This window comes from Pseudomonas sp. MWU12-2319 (assembly GCF_023242525.1).
In the GTDB taxonomy this organism is placed as follows: domain Bacteria; phylum Pseudomonadota; class Gammaproteobacteria; order Pseudomonadales; family Pseudomonadaceae; genus Aquipseudomonas; species Aquipseudomonas gingeri_D.
The window spans coordinates 22,305-39,702 of the sequence record NZ_JALJES010000028.1 but is presented as its reverse complement, the minus strand read 5'-3'; the positions used below and the strand labels follow the sequence as shown (position 1 = coordinate 39,702).

The following is a 17,398-nucleotide window of genomic DNA, read 5'->3' as shown; positions in this document are numbered from 1 at the left end:
CTATCTCAACCGATTGCGTAAGGCCGCCACGACACTGAAGGTCTGGTTGCGCACTTTGCTGGTGGGGTCCTGCAAGGTCAGGGTCAGACGCACGCTACGGATCAGCGCCGGGTTGCTCGGGGTCGTGGAGTAACTGGAGGCCACGGTATCGAGCGGGGTCCTGGCCATGCCGAAGAGCACGCTGAAGGCGTTCACATTGTTGATCAGTGCCTGCGCACCGAGATAGATCTGGTTGGTCTTGAAGGTGTAGGCCACTTGCCGAACTGGAATGGCGATCTGCCCTACTGCCGGCGCAACCACTCCGTCATTTGCCGTGGAGAGCACCAGGCAGTCGGACAGCACCGTCCAGTTCTGAGCGATGCCGTTCCCACCGACATCCGCAGTGACCAGGGTCAGGATATTGTTGGCGCTGTCCCAGGTGATCGGGTTCGCCATCGCCGTGGTGTAGGTCTTCGAAGCACTCGAGTCCGCCACGGTGCCCACGCACCCGGTCATGCCCACCATACGAATTTCCTGGAGCATCTTGCTCAACACGAAACGGGCGTCCTCCTGCATCGCCGCGGAAGCCGTCTGACTGGTGTAGGTGGACTTGGCCGCAACAAAAATCTGGATGATACCGGCGGTCACCACCAGCCCCAGGGTCAGGGCAATCATGAGTTCGATCAGGCCGAAGCCTCTGGACTGATTTTTCATGTTCCGGTCCATACAGTGGCGATCTGGCTGACCAGGGTATAGGTGATGCTCGCGGTGCCCGCGCTAGTGTTCCCGGCCGCCGTATTGGCCGCATTGGCCGCTCGCGAGTCATCCCAGGTGATGCTGATAGTGACCACACCGCCGGTGATCGAAACCGACCGCTGTGTCGAGCCACCCAGGTTCGTGACATTGTTAGCGAAGTCGGATAGATCCTGGTCACGCACACTGGATATGGTGGTCGGCGCGGCGGTCTGGGCGGCCAATTGGTAATCCGCACCAGGATTCGAGCACGGGCTGAACGACGCATTCGAGCAAGGATTGGCGCGGATACGATCGAGCAGGTCATAGGCAATGAAACTGGCCTGGGTGCTCGTCGTCGAACTGTCGGTGTACCTCAGGGCGTTGAGTTGCAGTGCCGCAGCCCCAAGCAGACCTACGGCCAGGACCAGCATGGCAACCAGGACCTCGATCAGAGTCACACCGGCCTGATGATGACGCTTCATGGGCAACTCCCATTGAGCGCGATCCGTCCCGTGAGACAGACGCTGAGGGTATTGGTATAGGCCCCCTCGACAAACGACAGGGTCACCGCCGTCGCCGGGGAAACCAGGGCGCCGAGGTTGTTGAACTCGATAAAGGTGACCGTGCTGGCTGCCATCGTCGAGCTGCTCGACATGGCTGGCACCACCCGCAATACGGTCGTGCGCAAATTGGTCCCGGTGGTGGCGCCCGTGGTGGTGCTCTGCCCGCTCGTCCAATCGCTCCCGGCTCCGCTCGAGGGGCCGATACGCACATTCACGCCGCGGTTGATGGCTTCCTGGCGGGTGTAGTTCAACGCGCGCTGCAGGTCGCTCGCCTCGGAATCTGCGCGAGACTTCTGGATGCTGCTGGTAAAGGAAGGCGCGGCAATAGCTGTCAGGATCGCCAGCACGGCGATCGCGACCATCAGCTCAACCAAGGTAAACCCTTTGGCACCTTGAAACATATGCGCACTCCCCCAGCCAGTGCTCTGGACTATAACTAGCCTTTCCGTCCGAACCACCCGGCGACAGGATATACGGTTGTTTTGGATGGACCAGTGCACATGGACCGTGCAATGAAAATAAACAGGGAGGTGTTCGACATGCCGCAGCGTGGCCTGAGCCTGATTCAACTATTGATAGGACTGAGCCTGATCGCCCTGCTCGCGCATCTGGCCTTGCCGTCCTTCCGGGAAACCGTCGATGCCCACCGCCGGCAGATCTCGGCCGAGGAACTGATCAGCGGCCTGCGCACCGCCAGGACCGAAGCGATCCTGCGCCAGCGCGATGTGGTGATCCATGCGCTGGAAGAAGATTGGAGTCGAGGCTGGCGGATCATTGTCGACCGCAGCGGACAAGGTCACTTGGATCCGGACAACCCGGTGCTGGTTGAACGACGTAACGACGGACTGACACCGATCAAAGGCAACCGATGGCTAGAGCAGTTTGTCCGCTTCACCCCTCTCGGTTCGCTCAACCCGCAAAACGGTGCCTCAATGGGCGGCACACTGCATATCTGCGCCAGGGACCAGCCGGTCAGCCACCATCAGGTGATCCTGGCAGCAACCGGTCGGATCAGGCTCGAAAAAAGAGAAATACCCGAGGCACTCTGCGCCTCCCCGGGCTTACAGCAAGGAGCGAACGCGTAGTTCCTTGGGCATGGAGAAGGTCACATTCTCCTCACGCCCGGCCAACTCGTCGGCACCGGTCGCCCCCCAGGCCTGGAGCTGCTGGATCACGCCACGCACCAGCACTTCCGGTGCCGAAGCCCCGGCGGTGATGCCGATCCGCTCGACACCGTCAAACCAGCTGCGCTGCAGGTCTTCGGCACCGTCGATCAGGTAGGCCGGCGTCGACATGCGCTCGGCCAGCTCGCGCAGGCGATTGGAGTTGGAGCTGTTCGGGCTGCCCACCACCAACACCACATCGCATTCGTCCGCCAGTTGCTTGACCGCGTCCTGGCGGTTCTGCGTGGCGTAGCAAATGTCGTCCTTGCGCGGCCCACCAATGGCCGGGAAGCGCAACCGCAGGGCATCGATCACGCGGCTGGTGTCGTCCATGGACAAGGTGGTCTGGGTCACGAACGCCAGTTTTTCCGGGTTGCGCACCTGCAAGGCGGCGACGTCTTTTTCGTCCTCCACCAGGTAGATCGAACCGCCATTGGCGTCGTCGTACTGGCCCATGGTGCCTTCGACTTCCGGGTGGCCCGCATGGCCGATCAGGATGCATTCACGACCGTCGCGGCTGTAGCGCGCCACTTCGATATGCACCTTGGTCACCAGCGGGCAGGTCGCGTCGAACACCTTCAGGCCACGACCCGAGGCTTCCGTGCGCACGGCCTGGGAAACGCCGTGGGCACTGAAGATCACGATCACGTCATCCGGGACCTGCTCCAACTCTTCGACGAAGATGGCGCCACGGGCGCGCAGGTCTTCGACGACAAATTTGTTGTGGACCACTTCATGGCGCACGTAGATCGGCGGGCCGAAGACTTCCAGGGCCCGGTTGACGATTTCGATCGCCCGGTCCACGCCGGCGCAGAAGCCACGGGGGTTGGCGAGTTTGATATGCATGCTGTGCCTCGTGTCTTGCGCGCAAGGGGAAATATTAAAGCGCCTTGACCTCGATGATCTCGACATCGAAGGTCAGGGTCTTGCCCGCCAGCGGGTGGTTGAAGTCAACGGTCACCTGGGCGTCGTCGAACGTCTTCACCACACCCGGCAGCTCGGTGTTGGCCGCATCGTTGAAGATCACCAGCAAACCTTCCGACAGCTCCATGTCCTGGAACTGCGAACGCGGGATGACCTGCACATTCTGCGGGTTCGGCTGGCCGAAGGCATTTTCCGGGGCCACGGTCAGGTTACGCTTGTCACCGGCCTTGAAGCCGAACAACGCCACCTCGAAACCCGGCAGCAGGTTGCCGTCGCCGACCTTGAAGGTCGCCGGGGCCTTGTCGAACGTGCTGTCGACGGTGTCGCCGTTTTCCAGGCGCAAGGCGAAATGCAAGGTGACCTGGGTGTTCTGACCGATGCGTTGCTCAGCCACTGCGTGTTCAGTCATGAACGGGTTCTCCGGACTTTTTACTCTTGAACATATCCAGCGCCAGCATCACCGCACCGACGCTGATGGCGCTGTCGGCAAAGTTGAACGCCGGGAAGTACCAGCGGTTCTGCCAGTGCACCAGGACGAAATCGATCACATGGCCCAGGGCCATGCGGTCATACAGGTTGCCCAGGGCACCGCCGAGCACCAGCGCCAGCGCAATCGCCAGCCAGGTTTCGTTGCGTCCCAGGCGCTTGAGCCAGACCACCAGTACCGCGCTGACCACCAGCGCGATCAGCGCGAACAGCCAGCGCTGCCAGCCGGAGCTTTCAGCCAGGAAGCTGAAGGCCGCGCCGGTGTTGTAGGCCAGGGTCCAGCTGAAGTAATCGGGGATGATCACGATCTGCTGGTACAGGGACAGCGAGCTTGCGAAGTGAAGCTTGCTGACCTGGTCGATGACCAGGACCAGCACGCTCAACCACAGCCAGCCCAGGCGGCCGAAACGGCCGGCACTGGTATTAGGCATAGTGGCGCACCTCGCCTTCGCCGCTGATATTGTCCACGCAACGACCGCAGATTTCCGGATGCTCCGGGTTGACCCCGACATCCTCGCGGTGATGCCAGCAACGGCCGCACTTGGCATGGGCGGACTTGACCACCTTGAGCTTGAGCCCGGCGACTTCGGTGACCACCGCATCCGCCGGAGCCAGCGCCAATGGCGCAACGGTCGCGGTGGAGGTGATCAGGACAAAACGCAGTTCGTTGCTCAGCTTGCCCAGGTCGGCCACCAGGGCCTCTTCGGCGAACAGGGTCACTTCGGCCTGCAGGTTGCCGCCGATGGCCTTGGCCGCCCGCAGGTTTTCCATCTCCTTGTTGACCGCGACCTTGACCGCCATGATCCGCTCCCAGTAGGCGCGGTCCAGCTCGAAGCCTTCCGGCAGTTCGCTGAGGCCTTCATACCAGGTGTTGAGCATGACCGACTCGTTGCGCTCGCCCGGCAGGTACTGCCACAGCTCGTCGGCGGTGAAGGCCAGGATCGGCGCGATCCAGCGCACCAGCGCCTCGCTGATGTGGTACAGCGCGGTCTGGCAGGAACGCCGGGCCTTGCTGTTGGCGCCGGTGGTGTACTGGCGATCCTTGATGATGTCGAGGTAGAAACCGCCCAGCTCCTGCACGCAGAAGTTGTGTACCTTGGAGTAGACGTTCCAGAAACGGTATTCGCCGTAGTGCAGTTCCAGCTCCCGTTGCAGCAACAGCGCGCGGTCCACGGCCCAACGGTCCAGGGCGAGCATCTCGTCGGCCGGCAACAGGTCGGTGGCCGGGTTGAAGCCGCTCAGGTTGGAGAGCAGGAAACGCGCGGTGTTGCGGATACGCCGGTAGGCGTCGGCGCTGCGTTGCAGGATCTGGTCGGAGACCGCCATCTCGCCCGAGTAATCGGTCGAGGCGACCCACAGGCGCATGATGTCGGCACCCAGGGTGTCGTTGACTTTCTGCGGCGCGATCACGTTGCCCAACGACTTGGACATCTTGCGACCCGCCTCGTCGACGGTGAAACCGTGGGTCAGCAGTTCGCGGTAAGGCGCGTGGTTGTCGATGGCGCAACCGGTCAGCAAGGACGAGTGGAACCAGCCGCGATGCTGGTCCGAACCTTCCAGATAGAGGTCGGCCCGCGGGCCGCTCTCATGGCCCATCGGGTGCGAACCGCGCAGCACGTGCCAGTGGGTGGTGCCGGAATCGAACCAGACGTCGAGGGTGTCGCTGATCTTGTCGTACAGCGGCGCTTCGTCGCCCAGCAACTCGGCGGCGTCCATCTTGAACCAGGCTTCGATGCCTTCGACTTCGACGCGCTGGGCCACCTGCTCCATCAGCTCGGCGGTACGCGGGTGCAGCTCGCCGCTTTCCTTGTTGAGGAAGAACGGGATCGGCACACCCCAGTTGCGCTGGCGGGAGATGCACCAGTCCGGACGGTTGGCGATCATCGAGTGCAGGCGCGCCTGGCCCCAGGCCGGGACGAACTGGGTCTCTTCAATGGCCTTGAGCGCGCGCTCACGCAGGGTATCGCCGGCCACCGGGGCCTTGTCCATGCCGATAAACCACTGCGCGGTGGCGCGGTAGATCAGCGGGGTCTTGTGGCGCCAGCAATGCATGTAGCTGTGGCTGATGGTTTCGGTATGCAACAGCGAGCCGACTTCGCTCAGCTTGTCGACGATGCCTGCGTTGGCCTTGAAGATGAACTGGCCGCCGAAGAACTCCAGGGACTCGGCATACACGCCGTTGCTCTGCACCGGGTTGAGGATCTCATCGTTGACCATGCCGTACTGCTTGCAGATCTTGAAGTCGTCCTCGCCGTAGGCCGGGGAGCAGTGAACGATACCGCTACCGGCACTCAGTTCGACGTAGTCGGCCAGGTACACCGGCGACAGACGGTCATAGAACGGGTGACGGAAGTTGATCAGTTCCAGGGCTTCGCCCTTGGCAATGGCCAGTACCGATCCTTCGAGTTTGTAGCGCGCCAGGCACGATTCGACCAGCTCTTCAGCCAGTACCAGCAGGCGGTCACCGACATCCACCAGGGCGTAGTTGAATTCCGGGTGGACGTTCAGCGCCTGGTTGGCCGGGATGGTCCACGGGGTGGTGGTCCAGATCACGATCGCAGCCGGCTTGGCCAGCGACGGCAGGCCGAATGCGGCGGCCAGCTTGTCCTGGTCGGCAATCGGGAAGGCCACGTCGATGGTCGAGGACTTCTTGTCCTGGTATTCGACTTCGGCTTCGGCCAGGGCCGAACCGCAATCGAAGCACCAGTTCACCGGCTTGAGGCCCTTGAACACGAAACCGCCCTTGACGATTTCGGCGAGTGCGCGGATTTCACCGGCCTCGTTCTTGAAGTCCATGGTCTTGTAGGGGTTGGCAAAGTCGCCGAGCACACCCAGGCGGATAAATTCGGACTTCTGCCCTTCGATCTGCTCGGTGGCGTAGGCACGGCACAGTTCGCGGGTCTTGTCCGCGCCCAGGTTCTTGCCATGGGTCACTTCGACCTTGTGCTCGATCGGCAGGCCATGACAGTCCCAACCCGGCACATAAGGGGCATCGAAGCCGGCCAGGGTCTTGGACCGGATGATCATGTCCTTGAGAATCTTGTTCAGCGCATGACCGATGTGGATCGTGCCGTTGGCATACGGAGGACCGTCGTGAAGAACGAACTTCGGACGATCCTTGCCAATCTCGCGCAACTTCCCGTACAGGCCAATGCTGTCCCAGCGCTGCAGAATCTGCGGTTCGCGCTGTGGCAGGCCGGCCTTCATCGGGAAGGCGGTGTCCGGAAGGTTAAGCGTGGCTTTGTAGTCGGTCATTTCAGGCTCTTTTTAAGCGGTGAACCCTGCCAGTGGGCACGGGCGGCGGCGACGTCCGCATTGATCGCCGTCTTGAGCGCCTCCAGGGAGGCGAATCGCTGCTCATCGCGCAGCTTGTGGTGGAAAACCACGGTCAAACGCCGGTCATACAGATCACCGGTAAAATCCAGCAGGTGCACTTCCAGGTGAGCGCTGCCATCACCTGAAACCGTGGGCCGCACGCCGATATTGGCGACGCCCGGCCACGGCTGGCCGTCGATCTCGACGCTGACCAGGTAAACCCCGGTCAACGGCACGCGACGGCGCTTGAGCTGCACGTTGGCGGTCGGCGTGCCCAGTTGGCGCGCCAGCTTCTGGCCATGCAGCACCCGTCCGGCAATCCGGAACGGGCGGCCGAGCAAGCGCTCGGCCAGGGCGAAGTCAGCCGCCGCCAGGGCATTACGTACCTGGGTGCTGCTGACCCGCAGGCCATCGAGCTCGACGGTCTGCGCCGCCTCGACGGTGAAACCCCGGGCGCTGCCCGCCTGTTGCAGGAACTCGAAATCGCCGACGCGATCACAGCCGAAGCGGAAATCGTCGCCGACTTCCAAATGCTGCACGCCGAGACCGTCCACCAGGATGGTATCGACGAACTCGGCGGCGCTGAGTTTGCTCAGGCGCTGGTTGAAGGCCAGGCACAGGACCCGGTCGACGCCCTCGGCGGCCAGCAGTTTCAGCTTGTCGCGCAAGCGCGCCAGACGTGCCGGCGCGGTGTCCGGAGCAAAGAATTCACGGGGCTGCGGCTCGAAAATCACCACGCAGCTGGGTACACCCAACTCCAGCGCACGCTCACGCAGTCGGGCCAGGATAGCCTGGTGACCACGGTGAACACCGTCAAAGTTGCCAATGGTGGCGACGCAGCCCCGATGCCGGGGGCGCAGGTTGTGAAGGCCTCGAACCAGCTGCATAACGCGCTTCTTGCTCATAAAGTGGTCGATTATAACCACACCCGACGGCCGACGACAGGCAACAGCAGCACCCAAATCGATCGAACCGACAAAACTCTCTTGCGTGACACCCTCTCGGGGGCACCCCGAGCTACGTCAATGATTTGCGATTGAAATGCCGCAAACGCAGCCCCATCGCCGCCAACATGCCGAAATAGGCCAGCACACCGGCCACCACCAACCCACCCAAACGCAGGAAACGCTCGAACATGTGCCCCTGGTCCCAGGCCGGCATGATGCGCATCAACCCCAGCAATACCGCCGACATCACCGCCACCGCCAGCACCAGCTTCAGCAGATAGACGCCCCAGCCCGGCTGCGGCACAAAGAGTTGTTGCTTGCGCAATTGCCAGAACAGCAGCCCGGCATTGATACAAGCCCCGGCGCTGATCGCCAGCGCCAGCCCGGCATGGGCCAATGGCCCGATAAAGACCAGGTTGAGCAGTTGCGTGACCGTCAGGGTGAAAATCGCGATTTTCACCGGCGTGCGAATGTTCTGCTGCGCGTAGAAGCCCGGCGCCAGCACCTTGATCATGATGATGCCCAGCAAGCCCAGGGAGTAGGCCACCAGCGCACGCTGGGTCATGGAGGCATCAAAGGCACTGAACTGGCCGTACTGGAACAGCGCCACCGTCAGCGGCTCGGAGAGAATCGCCAGCGCCAGGGAGCACGGCAGCACCAGCACGAAGCACAGGCGCAGGCCCCAGTCGAGAATCCGCGAATACTCGTGGCGGTCCTTGCTGGCATAGGTTTTCGACAGGATCGGCAACAGGATCGTGCCCAGGGCCACACCGAGCACCCCGGACGGCAACTCCATCAAGCGGTCGGCGTAGTACATCCAGGACACCGAGCCCGCCACCAGGAAAGAGGCGAAGATGGTGTTGATGATCAGCGAGATCTGGCTCACCGAAACGCCGAGAATCGCCGGCAGCATCTGCTTCATTACCCGCCAGACACCGGCGTCACGCAGACTCAGCCGTGGCAGCACCAGCATGCCGACCTTTTTCAAGCTCGGCAGTTGGTAGAGCAGTTGGGCCAGGCCACCGGCCAGCACCGCCCAACCCAGGGCCATCACCGGCGGGTCAAAGTACGGCGTCAGGAACAGGGCAAAAATGATCATGCTCACGTTCAGCAGCGTCGGCACGAAGGCCGGCACTGAAAAACGGTTCCAGGTATTGAGGATCGCCCCCGCCAGGGAGGACAGCGAGATCAGCAATATATAAGGGAACGTCACCCGCAGCAGGTCGGAGGTCAGCTTGAACTTCTCCGGCGTGTCGGTGAAACCCGGGGCCGTGGCCCAGATCACCCAGGGCGCGGCGACCATGCCCAGCACCGTCACCAACGCCAGCACCAGGGTCAGCAGGCCGCTGACATAAGCGATAAAGGTCCGGGTCGCCTCCTCGCCCTGCTGGCTCTTGTATTCCGCCAGGATCGGCACGAAAGCTTGGGAAAACGCGCCCTCGGCAAAGATCCGCCGCAGCAGGTTGGGCAGTTTGAAGGCAATAAAGAAGGCATCGGTGGCCATTCCGGCCCCGAAGATACGCGCGATAATCGTATCGCGAACGAAGCCCAGAACCCGGGAAATCATCGTGATAGAGCTGACGGCAGCCAACGATTTGAGCAGATTCATTAAAAGAGTGTGCGCCTTTGGAGAAAGAGCAGGCGAACAAAGCGCCCAGTTGTGCGATACTCCGCGCCGCAACAGCACAGAGCCAAAGCTCGCGAGTTTACAGGTCAGGCGCCGGAAATAAATCACCCGTCACTTCAAGATCGACCACTCAGCGGAACGCATCACCCGCCCTTGACAAGACATCAACTCATCGGCATGATTCGCGGCCTATTTTGTTTGCTATTTCCTAAAAAGTCTTTCGAGGAGCTCGACGGTGGCCAACACACCTTCCGCCAAAAAACGTGCAAAACAGGCTGAGAAGCGTCGCAGCCACAACGCCAGCCTGCGTTCCATGGTTCGTACCTACATCAAGAATGTAGTTAAAGCCATTGACGCAAAAGACGCTGCCAAAGCTCAAGCCGCTTATGTTCTGGCTGTTCCTGTTATCGACCGTATGGCCGATAAAGGCATCATCCACAAGAACAAGGCCGCTCGTCACAAGGGTCGTTTGAACGGCCACATCAAGGCCCTGAACCTTGCTGCTGCAGCCTAAGCGACACGCTTGTTAAAAAACCGACCCTAGGGTCGGTTTTTTATTGCCTGCAATTCCGACACTCCTTACAGAAAATCACACCAATCTGTAGGAGCAGGGCTTGCCCGCGAAGAGGCCCTCAAGATCGCCAAAAGCTTCGCGGCGGCGCGGCGTCCCGACAAGCCCTACTTCTACAGGCTCGCGTTCGACGCCAGAACCAGACAACACAATTACCGCCCCAATACCTTACTGATGCGGCCAAGGCAGGATCGGAATCGCCGTCACCGCATTCTGCGGACTACCTTCGATCAAGCGGTCGCTATAGACCAGATACACCAGGGTATTGCGCTTCTTGTCGAGGAATCGCACCACCTGCATGGTCTTGAACACCAGCGAGGTGCGCTCCTTGAACACCTCCTCGCCATCCTTCAACTCACCACTGAAACGAATCGGCCCGACCTGACGACAGGCCAGCGATGCCTCGGCACGATCCTCGGCCAACCCCAGACCACCTTTCAAGCCGCCGGTCTTGGCCCGGGACAGGTAGCAGGTCACGCCCTCGACCTTGGGATCGTCAAACGCCTCGACCACGATACGATCGTTCGGCCCGACAAACTTGAAGACCGTCGACACCTGACCAATCTCTTCCGCCGACGCCAGCCATGGCATCGCCAGCAGCAATCCCAACAATCCCTTTGCGATACCCATAACCCTCTCCCTCAATCCATCACACCAGAATCAGGTTATCGCGGTGAACCAGTTCAGGCTCCGCCATATACCCCAGCACACCGACAATCGCATCCGACGGCTGCCCGATAATCTTCTGCGCCTCAAGCGCACTGTAGTTCGCCAGCCCACGAGCGATCTCACGACCGTCCGACGCCACGCACACCACCATCTCACCACGCCGGAAGCTACCCTGGACCAGCTTCACGCCCACCGGCAGCAAACTCTTGTGATCCCGCGCCAGCGCATTCACCGCGCCGTCATCAAGCACCAGCGTGCCACGGGTTTGCAGATGACCGGCCAGCCACTGCTTGCGCGCCGCCAGCATGCCACGCTCAGGCGACAGCAAGGTGCCGATGCGCTCGCCCGCCTTCAGGCGATCCAGCACCCGCTCCAGGCGCCCGCCGACAATGATCGTGTGCGCCCCGGAACGCGCCGCCAGCCGCGCCGCGCGCAGCTTGGTCTGCATACCGCCACGCCCCAGCGCACCGCCAGTACCACCCGCCACCGCATCCAAGGCCGGATCATCGGCTCGGGCTTCATAAATCAACTGGGCATCGGGATTGTTGCGCGGATCAGCGTCGAACATGCCATCGCGATCCGTGAGAATCACCAGCAGGTCCGCCTCCACCAGGTTGGCCACCAGCGCCGCCAGGGTGTCGTTGTCGCCAAAACGGATTTCATCGGTGACCACGGTGTCGTTCTCATTGATCACCGGGATGACCTTGAGTTCCACCAGCGCCCGCAAGGTGCTGCGCGCATTGAGGTAGCGCTTGCGATCGGACAGATCGTCATGGGTCAGCAGGATCTGCGCGGTATGCCGGCCATGCTCGGCAAAGCTCGATTCCCAGGCCTGCACCAGGCCCATCTGACCAATGGCGGCGGCGGCCTGCAACTCGTGCATGGCCGTCGGTCGCACCGTCCAACCCAGACGACTCATACCCGCCGCCACCGCACCGGAAGACACCAGCACCAGCTCGACGCCCGCCTCATGCAACGCCACCATCTGCTCGACCCAGACCCCCATTGCGGCGCGATCCAGACCCTTGCCGTCCGCCGTCAGCAGTGCGCTGCCGATCTTCACGACCCAACGCTGCGCACCTGTCACCTTGCTCCGCATCATCTTTCAACCTTGGCTTGCGGGCAGCACGACCGAGCACTGCCCATGCGATTGTTCAGGGTAGCCGGCTCCCAGAAACCAGAACGCCGCTCGAATGAGCGGCGCCAGGTGGAACAGGCTGATGACGATGATAACACCGCCACCCATCAGATAGACCGCCCGCTCACCCTCGAGCAGCGGCCAATCCGCACAACATGCGGCAACATCAGTCGCGCACGTAGATGATTTCCGGGCCATCTTCGTCATCGACATCTTCTTCATCCCAGTCATCGTCGCCGATGTCGTGGACGCTCTTGACGCCGCTGCGGCGCAGGGCACGCTGATCATCCAGGGCCTGCAACTGGGCACGCGCCTCATCTTCGATGCGCTGATCGAGATCACGCAGCTCGTCGGCATAGGCCGGGTCATTGGCCAGACGATCGAGACGATCTTCCAGGTAGCGCATGATGTCGCGGGTCAGGCGCTCGGTCCCTTCCTTGGCAATCGCCGAGATCACATAGACCGGACCGGTCCACTGCAGACGCTCGACCACTTCCTTGACCCGCTCCTCATGCTCTTCCTCGAGGATCTGGTCGCACTTGTTCAGCACCAGCCAGCGATCACGCTCAGCCAGGGACGGGCTGAACTTGGTCAGCTCGTTGACGATCACTTCGGCGGCATCCGGCGCACTGCTGTCATCCAGCGGCGCCATGTCGACGAGGTGCAGCAGCAAACGCGTGCGCGCCAAGTGCTTGAGGAAGCGAATCCCCAGACCGGCACCGCCCGAAGCACCTTCGATCAACCCCGGAATGTCAGCAATGACAAAGCTCTTCCAGCGGTCGACGCTGACCACGCCCAGGTTCGGCACCAGGGTGGTGAACGGATAATCCGCCACCTTCGGCTTGGCGGCCGAGACCGAACGGATAAAGGTACTTTTACCGGCGTTCGGCAAGCCCAGCAGGCCGACATCCGCCAACACCTTCATTTCCAGCTTGAGGTCGCGCTGCTCGCCCGGCTTACCCGGCGTAGTCTGGCGCGGCGCACGGTTGGTGCTGGATTTGAAACGACTGTTGCCCAGGCCGTGCCAGCCGCCATGGACCACCAGCAGGCGCTGACCAGCCTTGACCAGGTCACCGATGACTTCCTGGGTGGCGGAATCGATCACCGTGGTGCCGACCGGCACGCGCAGCTCCAGATCCTCGCCCTTCTTGCCGGTGCAGTCGGTGCTGCCGCCGTTGGAACCGCGCTCGGCATCAAAGTGCCGGGTATAGCGGTAATCCACCAGGGTGTTGAGGTTTTCGTCGGCGACCATATAGATCGAGCCGCCGTCACCACCGTCACCGCCGTTGGGACCGCCGTTTTCGATGAATTTTTCCCGACGGAAACTCATGCAACCGTTGCCGCCGTCGCCAGCTTTTACGCGAATCGATACTTCATCAACGAACTTCATAACACACGCCTCTCGCCACCAGGACGAGCCGAAAAATCACAAGTACAAGTATAAGACTCTTGCAAAGATGAGCGCGGCGACCTCAATCAACGACCGAAAAATCCAGCGCCGACAGCCCATACAAACAGCTTTGCAAGAGACTCACCCCACAAACGAAAAAGCCCCGTCGCAAGACGGGGCTTCTCCAGCACTCTCGCGATTAAGCCGCGATGATGCTCACGTAACGGCGGTTGAACGCGCCTTTTACTTCAAACTTGATCACGCCTTCGACTTTAGCGAAGAGAGTGTGATCTTTACCCATGCCAACGCCGTAACCGGCGTGGAATTGGGTGCCGCGCTGACGCACGATGATGTTGCCCGCTTTGATAGCCTGGCCGCCATACATCTTCACGCCAAGGCGTTTGGCTTCTGAGTCGCGACCGTTACGGGTACTACCACCAGCTTTTTTGTGTGCCATGAGTTCAATTCTCCAAAAAGGGGATTAGGCTGAAATTAAGCCTGAATACCGGTGATTTTGATCTCGGTGTACCACTGACGGTGGCCCATACGCTTCATGTGGTGCTTACGACGACGGAACTTGATGATGCGGACTTTATCGTGACGACCTTGGGAGATCACTTCAGCCACAACGGTAGCGCCCGCAACAACTGGAGCGCCGATGTTCACGTCATCGCCATTGGCGACCAACAGAACGCGATCAAAGGTAACGGATTCGCCGGTGGCGATTTCCAGTTTCTCGATCTTCAGGTATTCACCTGGAGCGACTTTGTACTGCTTGCCGCCGGTAACGATTACTGCGTAAGACATGGTATTTCTCCGATAATCCTGCTCACCCAGCGCTTTATAGGTAAAGGTATTGGCTGGCATGGCTGCATGGGGCTGGAACGGCCCAGATGCAATTGCGTAAGGCAGGTGCTGCCCAGGAAGTTCAGGGTGCGCGATTGTACGCAAGCCATCTGGCCATTGCAAGCCCGTAGACCGCGTACCTTGACAGCACAGACCCCCCGCCCTAGCATGCCGCGCAACCCTTCTGGAGCGACTCCCGCTGATGCAACCCCAAGCTTTCTACCGCGCGGTGGCGGACGATTTTAGCGCCGTCGACGGCATCATCAAGAAGCAGTTGACTTCCCGGGTACCGCTGGTCTCGAAAATCGGCGATTACATCACCTCGGCCGGGGGCAAACGCCTGCGTCCTTTATTGGTGTTGCTGTGTGGCAAGGCCCTGGGCCGCGAAGGCGACGACCTGCGCCTGCTCGCCGCCACCATCGAGTTCCTGCACACCGCCACCCTGCTGCACGACGACGTGGTCGACATGTCCGGCATGCGCCGTGGCCGCTCCACCGCCAATGCCATGTGGGGCAACGCCCCGAGCGTGCTGGTGGGCGACTTCCTGTACTCGCGCTCCTTCGAAATGATGGTCGAGCTGGGCTCGATGCCGGTGATGAAGATTCTTTCACAGGCCACCCGCATCATCGCCGAAGGCGAAGTGTTGCAGCTGTCCAAGGTCCGCGACGCCAGCACCACTGAAGAAACCTATATGGAAGTCATCCGCGGCAAGACCGCGATGCTCTTCGAAGCCTCGACCCACAGCGCCGCGGCCCTGTGCCAGGCCACGCCGGAGCAGACCGAAGCGCTGCGCACCTTTGGCGACCACCTGGGTGTTGCGTTCCAGCTGGTGGACGACCTGCTGGACTACAAAGGCGATGCCGAGACCCTGGGCAAGAACGTCGGCGACGACCTGGCCGAAGGCAAGCCGACCCTGCCGTTGATCTACACCATGCGCGAAGGCACGCCGGAACAGGCGGCCCTGGTGCGCCAGGCGATCCAGAAAGGCGGCATCGAAGACCTGGAAAGCATTCGCGAAGCCGTACAGGCCTCCGGGTCCCTGGACTACACCGCGCACCTGGCCCGTGACTACGTGGCCCGGGCAATTGCCTGCCTGGAAGCGCTGCCGGCGAGCGAATACCGCGATGCCCTGGTGGAACTGAGCGAGTTTGCGGTCGCCCGTACTCACTGATTCCCCCCTGCAAGCACCGCCTGTGGGAGCGGAGCTTGCCCGCGAAGACGCCAGTAAGGCCACCAAAAGCTTCGCGGGCAAGCTCCGCTCCCACAGTTTCCAGTCACCGCCGCTACACCTCCACCGATAAAAACCCTATATAATGTGCGCTTTTCGCCTTCCCGAAACCGAGGAACCTTAGTGAGCACGTTGCCACCCTGCCCGAAATGCAATTCCGAATTCACCTACGAAGACGGCACCCAACTGGTCTGCCCCGAATGCGCCCATGAGTGGTCTGCCGGCGGCGAAGCCGAAGCCACCAGCGACGACACCGTGAAAAAGGACTCCGTGGGCAACGTCCTGCAAGACGGCGACACCATCACCGTGATCAAGGACCTGAAGGTCAAGGGCACCTCCCTGGTGGTCAAGGTCGGCACCAAGGTCAAGAACATCCGTCTGTGCGATGGCGACCACGACATCGACTGCAAGATCGACGGCATCGGCCCGATGAAACTCAAGTCCGAGTTCGTCCGGAAGGTCTGAAGCCCCCCCCCTGTAGGAGCCGGCTTGCCGGCGATAGCGGCCGACCAGGCGATGCAAGGCTTGCGGCCCCATCGCCGGCAAGCCGGCTCCTACAAAGGTCCGCGCCAGCCCTGGTTGCAGGGACCAGGATTACGTCAGCTTTCATCCCCCGCCTTCGTTGACCTCAGACAAATCCCCCTACAGAAAACCCAGCTATCGGCCAATAGGCACTTGCTATTCTTTGAATAAGAATTATTCTCATTGAAACCCATCAAGGAGATGAGACCATGACTTATTTGATCGATGCCTGGCTGGACCGCCCACACCCTTACCTGCGCATCCTGCATCGGGAAACGGGGGAAGTCTGTGCGGTACTGGAAGAAGAAGCCTTGAACGAGCTGCAGGACCAGGGCGACCTGGACGTCAGCGGCTTGAGTTCCAGCGAGCCGCTGGTGCTCAAGGAACTGGTGCGTAACCTGTTTCTGTTCTGCTATGCGCGGGCGTTACGCCCGAGTGGGGAGCCGGATGCCAAGATCCAGTTATGACGCGCCTATCACTGCCGACACCGTACTGTAGGAGCGCGGCTTGCCCGCGAAGCTTTTGGCAATAATGACGGCCTCTTCGCGGGCAAGCCCTGCTCCTACAGTACAGCGGTGACAGCAGTCGCGCGGTACTTACAGAACGTCGAGCAGCTCGACGTCGAACACCAGTACGCTGTGCGGCGGAATGCCACCGACGCCCTGGGCGCCATAAGCCAGCTCGCTCGGCACGTACAGACGCCATTTGCTACCGGCATTCATCAGTTGCAGTGCCTCGGTCCAGCCGGCGATCACGCCACCGACCGGGAATTCGGCTGGCTGGCCGCGCTCGTAGGAGCTGTCGAACACGGTGCCGTCGATCAGGGTGCCGTGGTAGTGAGTGCGAACGGTGTCCTCACGGGATGGCTTGGCGCCCTCGCCCTGGGTCAGCACTTCGAACTGCAGGCCGGAAGCCAGGGTGGTGATGCCTTCGCGCTTGGCGTTTTCCGCCAGGAATTCCAGACCGGCACCCGCCGCGGCTTCAGCCTTGGCAGCGGCTTCGGCCTGCATGACTTCGCGGATCACCTTGAAGCTGGCGGACAGCTCTTCCTGGCCCACGCGGCTTGGCTGGCCGTGGAAAGCGTCGGTCAGGCCGGTCAGGATCGCATCGAGACTTACGCCCGGCGGCGGGTTATCACGCAGTTGGTCACCCAACTGACGGCCGATACCGTAGCTGACGCGGGTTTCGTCGGTGGACAGATTTACTTCGGACATAACACTGCTCCGCTGTGGGCTGCGACGGGAAACACCTGTCGAACAAGGTATTGCCCCACGCACCCGGAACCAAAAAGGGCC

At 61.4% G+C, this 17,398-nt stretch carries 21 protein-coding genes; 5 read left to right on the top strand and 16 right to left on the bottom strand.

Features of this window, described 5'->3' with window-relative positions:
* The 3 genes from M5C01_RS30540 to M5C01_RS30530 are packed head-to-tail and all read right to left on the bottom strand — an operon-like array spanning position 1 to position 1,678.
* Positions 1-693 carry a prepilin-type N-terminal cleavage/methylation domain-containing protein gene (locus M5C01_RS30540; RefSeq protein ID WP_152742080.1) on the bottom strand — a complete coding sequence of 231 codons (693 nt, stop codon included), beginning with the start codon at positions 691-693 and terminating at the stop codon, positions 1-3.
* The gene (gene pilV, locus M5C01_RS30535) at positions 690-1,202 is read right to left on the bottom strand and encodes a type IV pilus modification protein PilV (RefSeq protein ID WP_178130024.1); all 513 of its coding nucleotides are present in this window, start codon (positions 1,200-1,202) and stop codon (positions 690-692) included. Before pilV ends, M5C01_RS30540 begins: the two co-directional genes overlap by 4 nt.
* The gene (locus M5C01_RS30530) at positions 1,193-1,678 is read right to left on the bottom strand and encodes a GspH/FimT family pseudopilin (RefSeq protein WP_152742082.1); all 486 of its coding nucleotides are present in this window, start codon (positions 1,676-1,678) and stop codon (positions 1,193-1,195) included. The genes pilV and M5C01_RS30530 overlap by 10 nt, the downstream gene beginning before the upstream one ends.
* Before the next feature lie 111 nt (positions 1,679-1,789).
* On the opposite strand from M5C01_RS30530, the gene M5C01_RS30525 reads away from it, so the two are divergent.
* Complete coding sequence (locus M5C01_RS30525) at positions 1,790-2,362, top strand: GspH/FimT family protein (protein WP_248764449.1); 573 nt, start codon at positions 1,790-1,792, stop codon at positions 2,360-2,362.
* Here M5C01_RS30525 and ispH read toward each other — a convergent pair.
* The 6 genes from ispH to murJ all read right to left on the bottom strand — a co-directional run bounded on the left by ispH (position 2,339) and on the right by murJ (position 9,721).
* Positions 2,339-3,286: a 4-hydroxy-3-methylbut-2-enyl diphosphate reductase gene (ispH, locus tag M5C01_RS30520; RefSeq protein ID WP_152742083.1), complete on the bottom strand. Its 948-nt coding sequence runs from the start codon at positions 3,284-3,286 to the stop codon at positions 2,339-2,341. The genes M5C01_RS30525 and ispH overlap by 24 nt on opposite strands.
* A 34-nt stretch (positions 3,287-3,320) precedes the next feature.
* Positions 3,321-3,758 (bottom strand): FKBP-type peptidyl-prolyl cis-trans isomerase, encoded by a 438-nt coding sequence (fkpB, locus tag M5C01_RS30515; RefSeq protein WP_177099610.1) that lies wholly within the window; start codon positions 3,756-3,758, stop codon positions 3,321-3,323.
* Positions 3,759-3,765: 7 nt separating this feature from the next.
* Positions 3,766-4,281, bottom strand: a complete 516-nt coding sequence (gene lspA / locus M5C01_RS30510) for a signal peptidase II (RefSeq protein WP_103498804.1) — start codon at positions 4,279-4,281, stop codon at positions 3,766-3,768.
* Complete coding sequence (gene ileS / locus M5C01_RS30505; RefSeq protein WP_152742085.1) at positions 4,274-7,105, bottom strand: isoleucine--tRNA ligase; 2,832 nt, start codon at positions 7,103-7,105, stop codon at positions 4,274-4,276. The genes lspA and ileS overlap by 8 nt, the downstream gene beginning before the upstream one ends.
* Positions 7,102-8,052 (bottom strand): bifunctional riboflavin kinase/FAD synthetase, encoded by a 951-nt coding sequence (gene ribF / locus M5C01_RS30500; RefSeq protein ID WP_152742086.1) that lies wholly within the window; start codon positions 8,050-8,052, stop codon positions 7,102-7,104. The genes ileS and ribF overlap by 4 nt, the downstream gene beginning before the upstream one ends.
* Positions 8,053-8,182: 130 nt before the next feature.
* Positions 8,183-9,721 (bottom strand): murein biosynthesis integral membrane protein MurJ, encoded by a 1,539-nt coding sequence (gene murJ / locus M5C01_RS30495; protein ID WP_152742087.1) that lies wholly within the window; start codon positions 9,719-9,721, stop codon positions 8,183-8,185.
* Positions 9,722-9,974: 253 nt separating this feature from the next.
* On the opposite strand from murJ, the gene rpsT reads away from it, so the two are divergent.
* Positions 9,975-10,253 (top strand): 30S ribosomal protein S20, encoded by a 279-nt coding sequence (gene rpsT, locus M5C01_RS30490; RefSeq protein WP_016967023.1) that lies wholly within the window; start codon positions 9,975-9,977, stop codon positions 10,251-10,253.
* Positions 10,254-10,478: 225 nt separating this feature from the next.
* Here rpsT and M5C01_RS30485 read toward each other — a convergent pair whose 3' ends face one another.
* The 6 genes from M5C01_RS30485 to rplU form a co-directional block, all read right to left on the bottom strand.
* Entirely contained in the window at positions 10,479-10,940 is a 462-nt protein-coding gene (locus tag M5C01_RS30485; RefSeq protein ID WP_152742088.1) for a CreA family protein, read from the bottom strand.
* A 19-nt stretch (positions 10,941-10,959) separates the two neighbouring features.
* On the bottom strand, positions 10,960-12,078 hold the full coding sequence (gene proB / locus M5C01_RS30480) for a glutamate 5-kinase (protein ID WP_103498812.1): 1,119 nt from the start codon (positions 12,076-12,078) through the stop codon (positions 10,960-10,962).
* 6 nt (positions 12,079-12,084) lie between these two features.
* A complete protein-coding gene (locus M5C01_RS30475; protein ID WP_152742089.1) occupies positions 12,085-12,339 on the bottom strand; it encodes a hypothetical protein in 255 nt (84 codons plus the stop codon).
* Positions 12,284-13,507: an Obg family GTPase CgtA gene (gene cgtA, locus M5C01_RS30470; protein WP_103498809.1), complete on the bottom strand. Its 1,224-nt coding sequence runs from the start codon at positions 13,505-13,507 to the stop codon at positions 12,284-12,286. The genes M5C01_RS30475 and cgtA overlap by 56 nt, the downstream gene beginning before the upstream one ends.
* A 199-nt stretch (positions 13,508-13,706) precedes the next feature.
* Positions 13,707-13,964 (bottom strand): 50S ribosomal protein L27, encoded by a 258-nt coding sequence (gene rpmA / locus M5C01_RS30465; RefSeq protein WP_100941438.1) that lies wholly within the window; start codon positions 13,962-13,964, stop codon positions 13,707-13,709.
* 35 nt (positions 13,965-13,999) lie between these two features.
* Positions 14,000-14,314 carry a 50S ribosomal protein L21 gene (gene rplU / locus M5C01_RS30460; protein ID WP_003176051.1) on the bottom strand — a complete coding sequence of 105 codons (315 nt, stop codon included), beginning with the start codon at positions 14,312-14,314 and terminating at the stop codon, positions 14,000-14,002.
* Positions 14,315-14,555: 241 nt separating this feature from the next.
* Here rplU and M5C01_RS30455 point away from each other — a divergent pair, with 241 nt between their 5' ends.
* From M5C01_RS30455 to M5C01_RS30445, 3 genes are all read left to right on the top strand, one after another.
* The gene (locus tag M5C01_RS30455; protein ID WP_152742090.1) at positions 14,556-15,524 is read left to right on the top strand and encodes a polyprenyl synthetase family protein; all 969 of its coding nucleotides are present in this window, start codon (positions 14,556-14,558) and stop codon (positions 15,522-15,524) included.
* Positions 15,525-15,704: 180 nt separating this feature from the next.
* Positions 15,705-16,046 carry a zinc ribbon domain-containing protein YjdM gene (locus M5C01_RS30450; protein ID WP_103497047.1) on the top strand — a complete coding sequence of 114 codons (342 nt, stop codon included), beginning with the start codon at positions 15,705-15,707 and terminating at the stop codon, positions 16,044-16,046.
* 266 nt (positions 16,047-16,312) lie between these two features.
* Positions 16,313-16,570, top strand: coding sequence for a hypothetical protein (locus M5C01_RS30445; RefSeq protein WP_103497048.1), 258 nt, complete (start codon positions 16,313-16,315; stop codon positions 16,568-16,570).
* A 129-nt stretch (positions 16,571-16,699) separates the two neighbouring features.
* Here M5C01_RS30445 and M5C01_RS30440 read toward each other — a convergent pair whose 3' ends face one another.
* Positions 16,700-17,317, bottom strand: a complete 618-nt coding sequence (locus tag M5C01_RS30440) for an FKBP-type peptidyl-prolyl cis-trans isomerase (RefSeq protein ID WP_103497049.1) — start codon at positions 17,315-17,317, stop codon at positions 16,700-16,702.
* Positions 17,318-17,398: the final 81 nt, after the last annotated feature.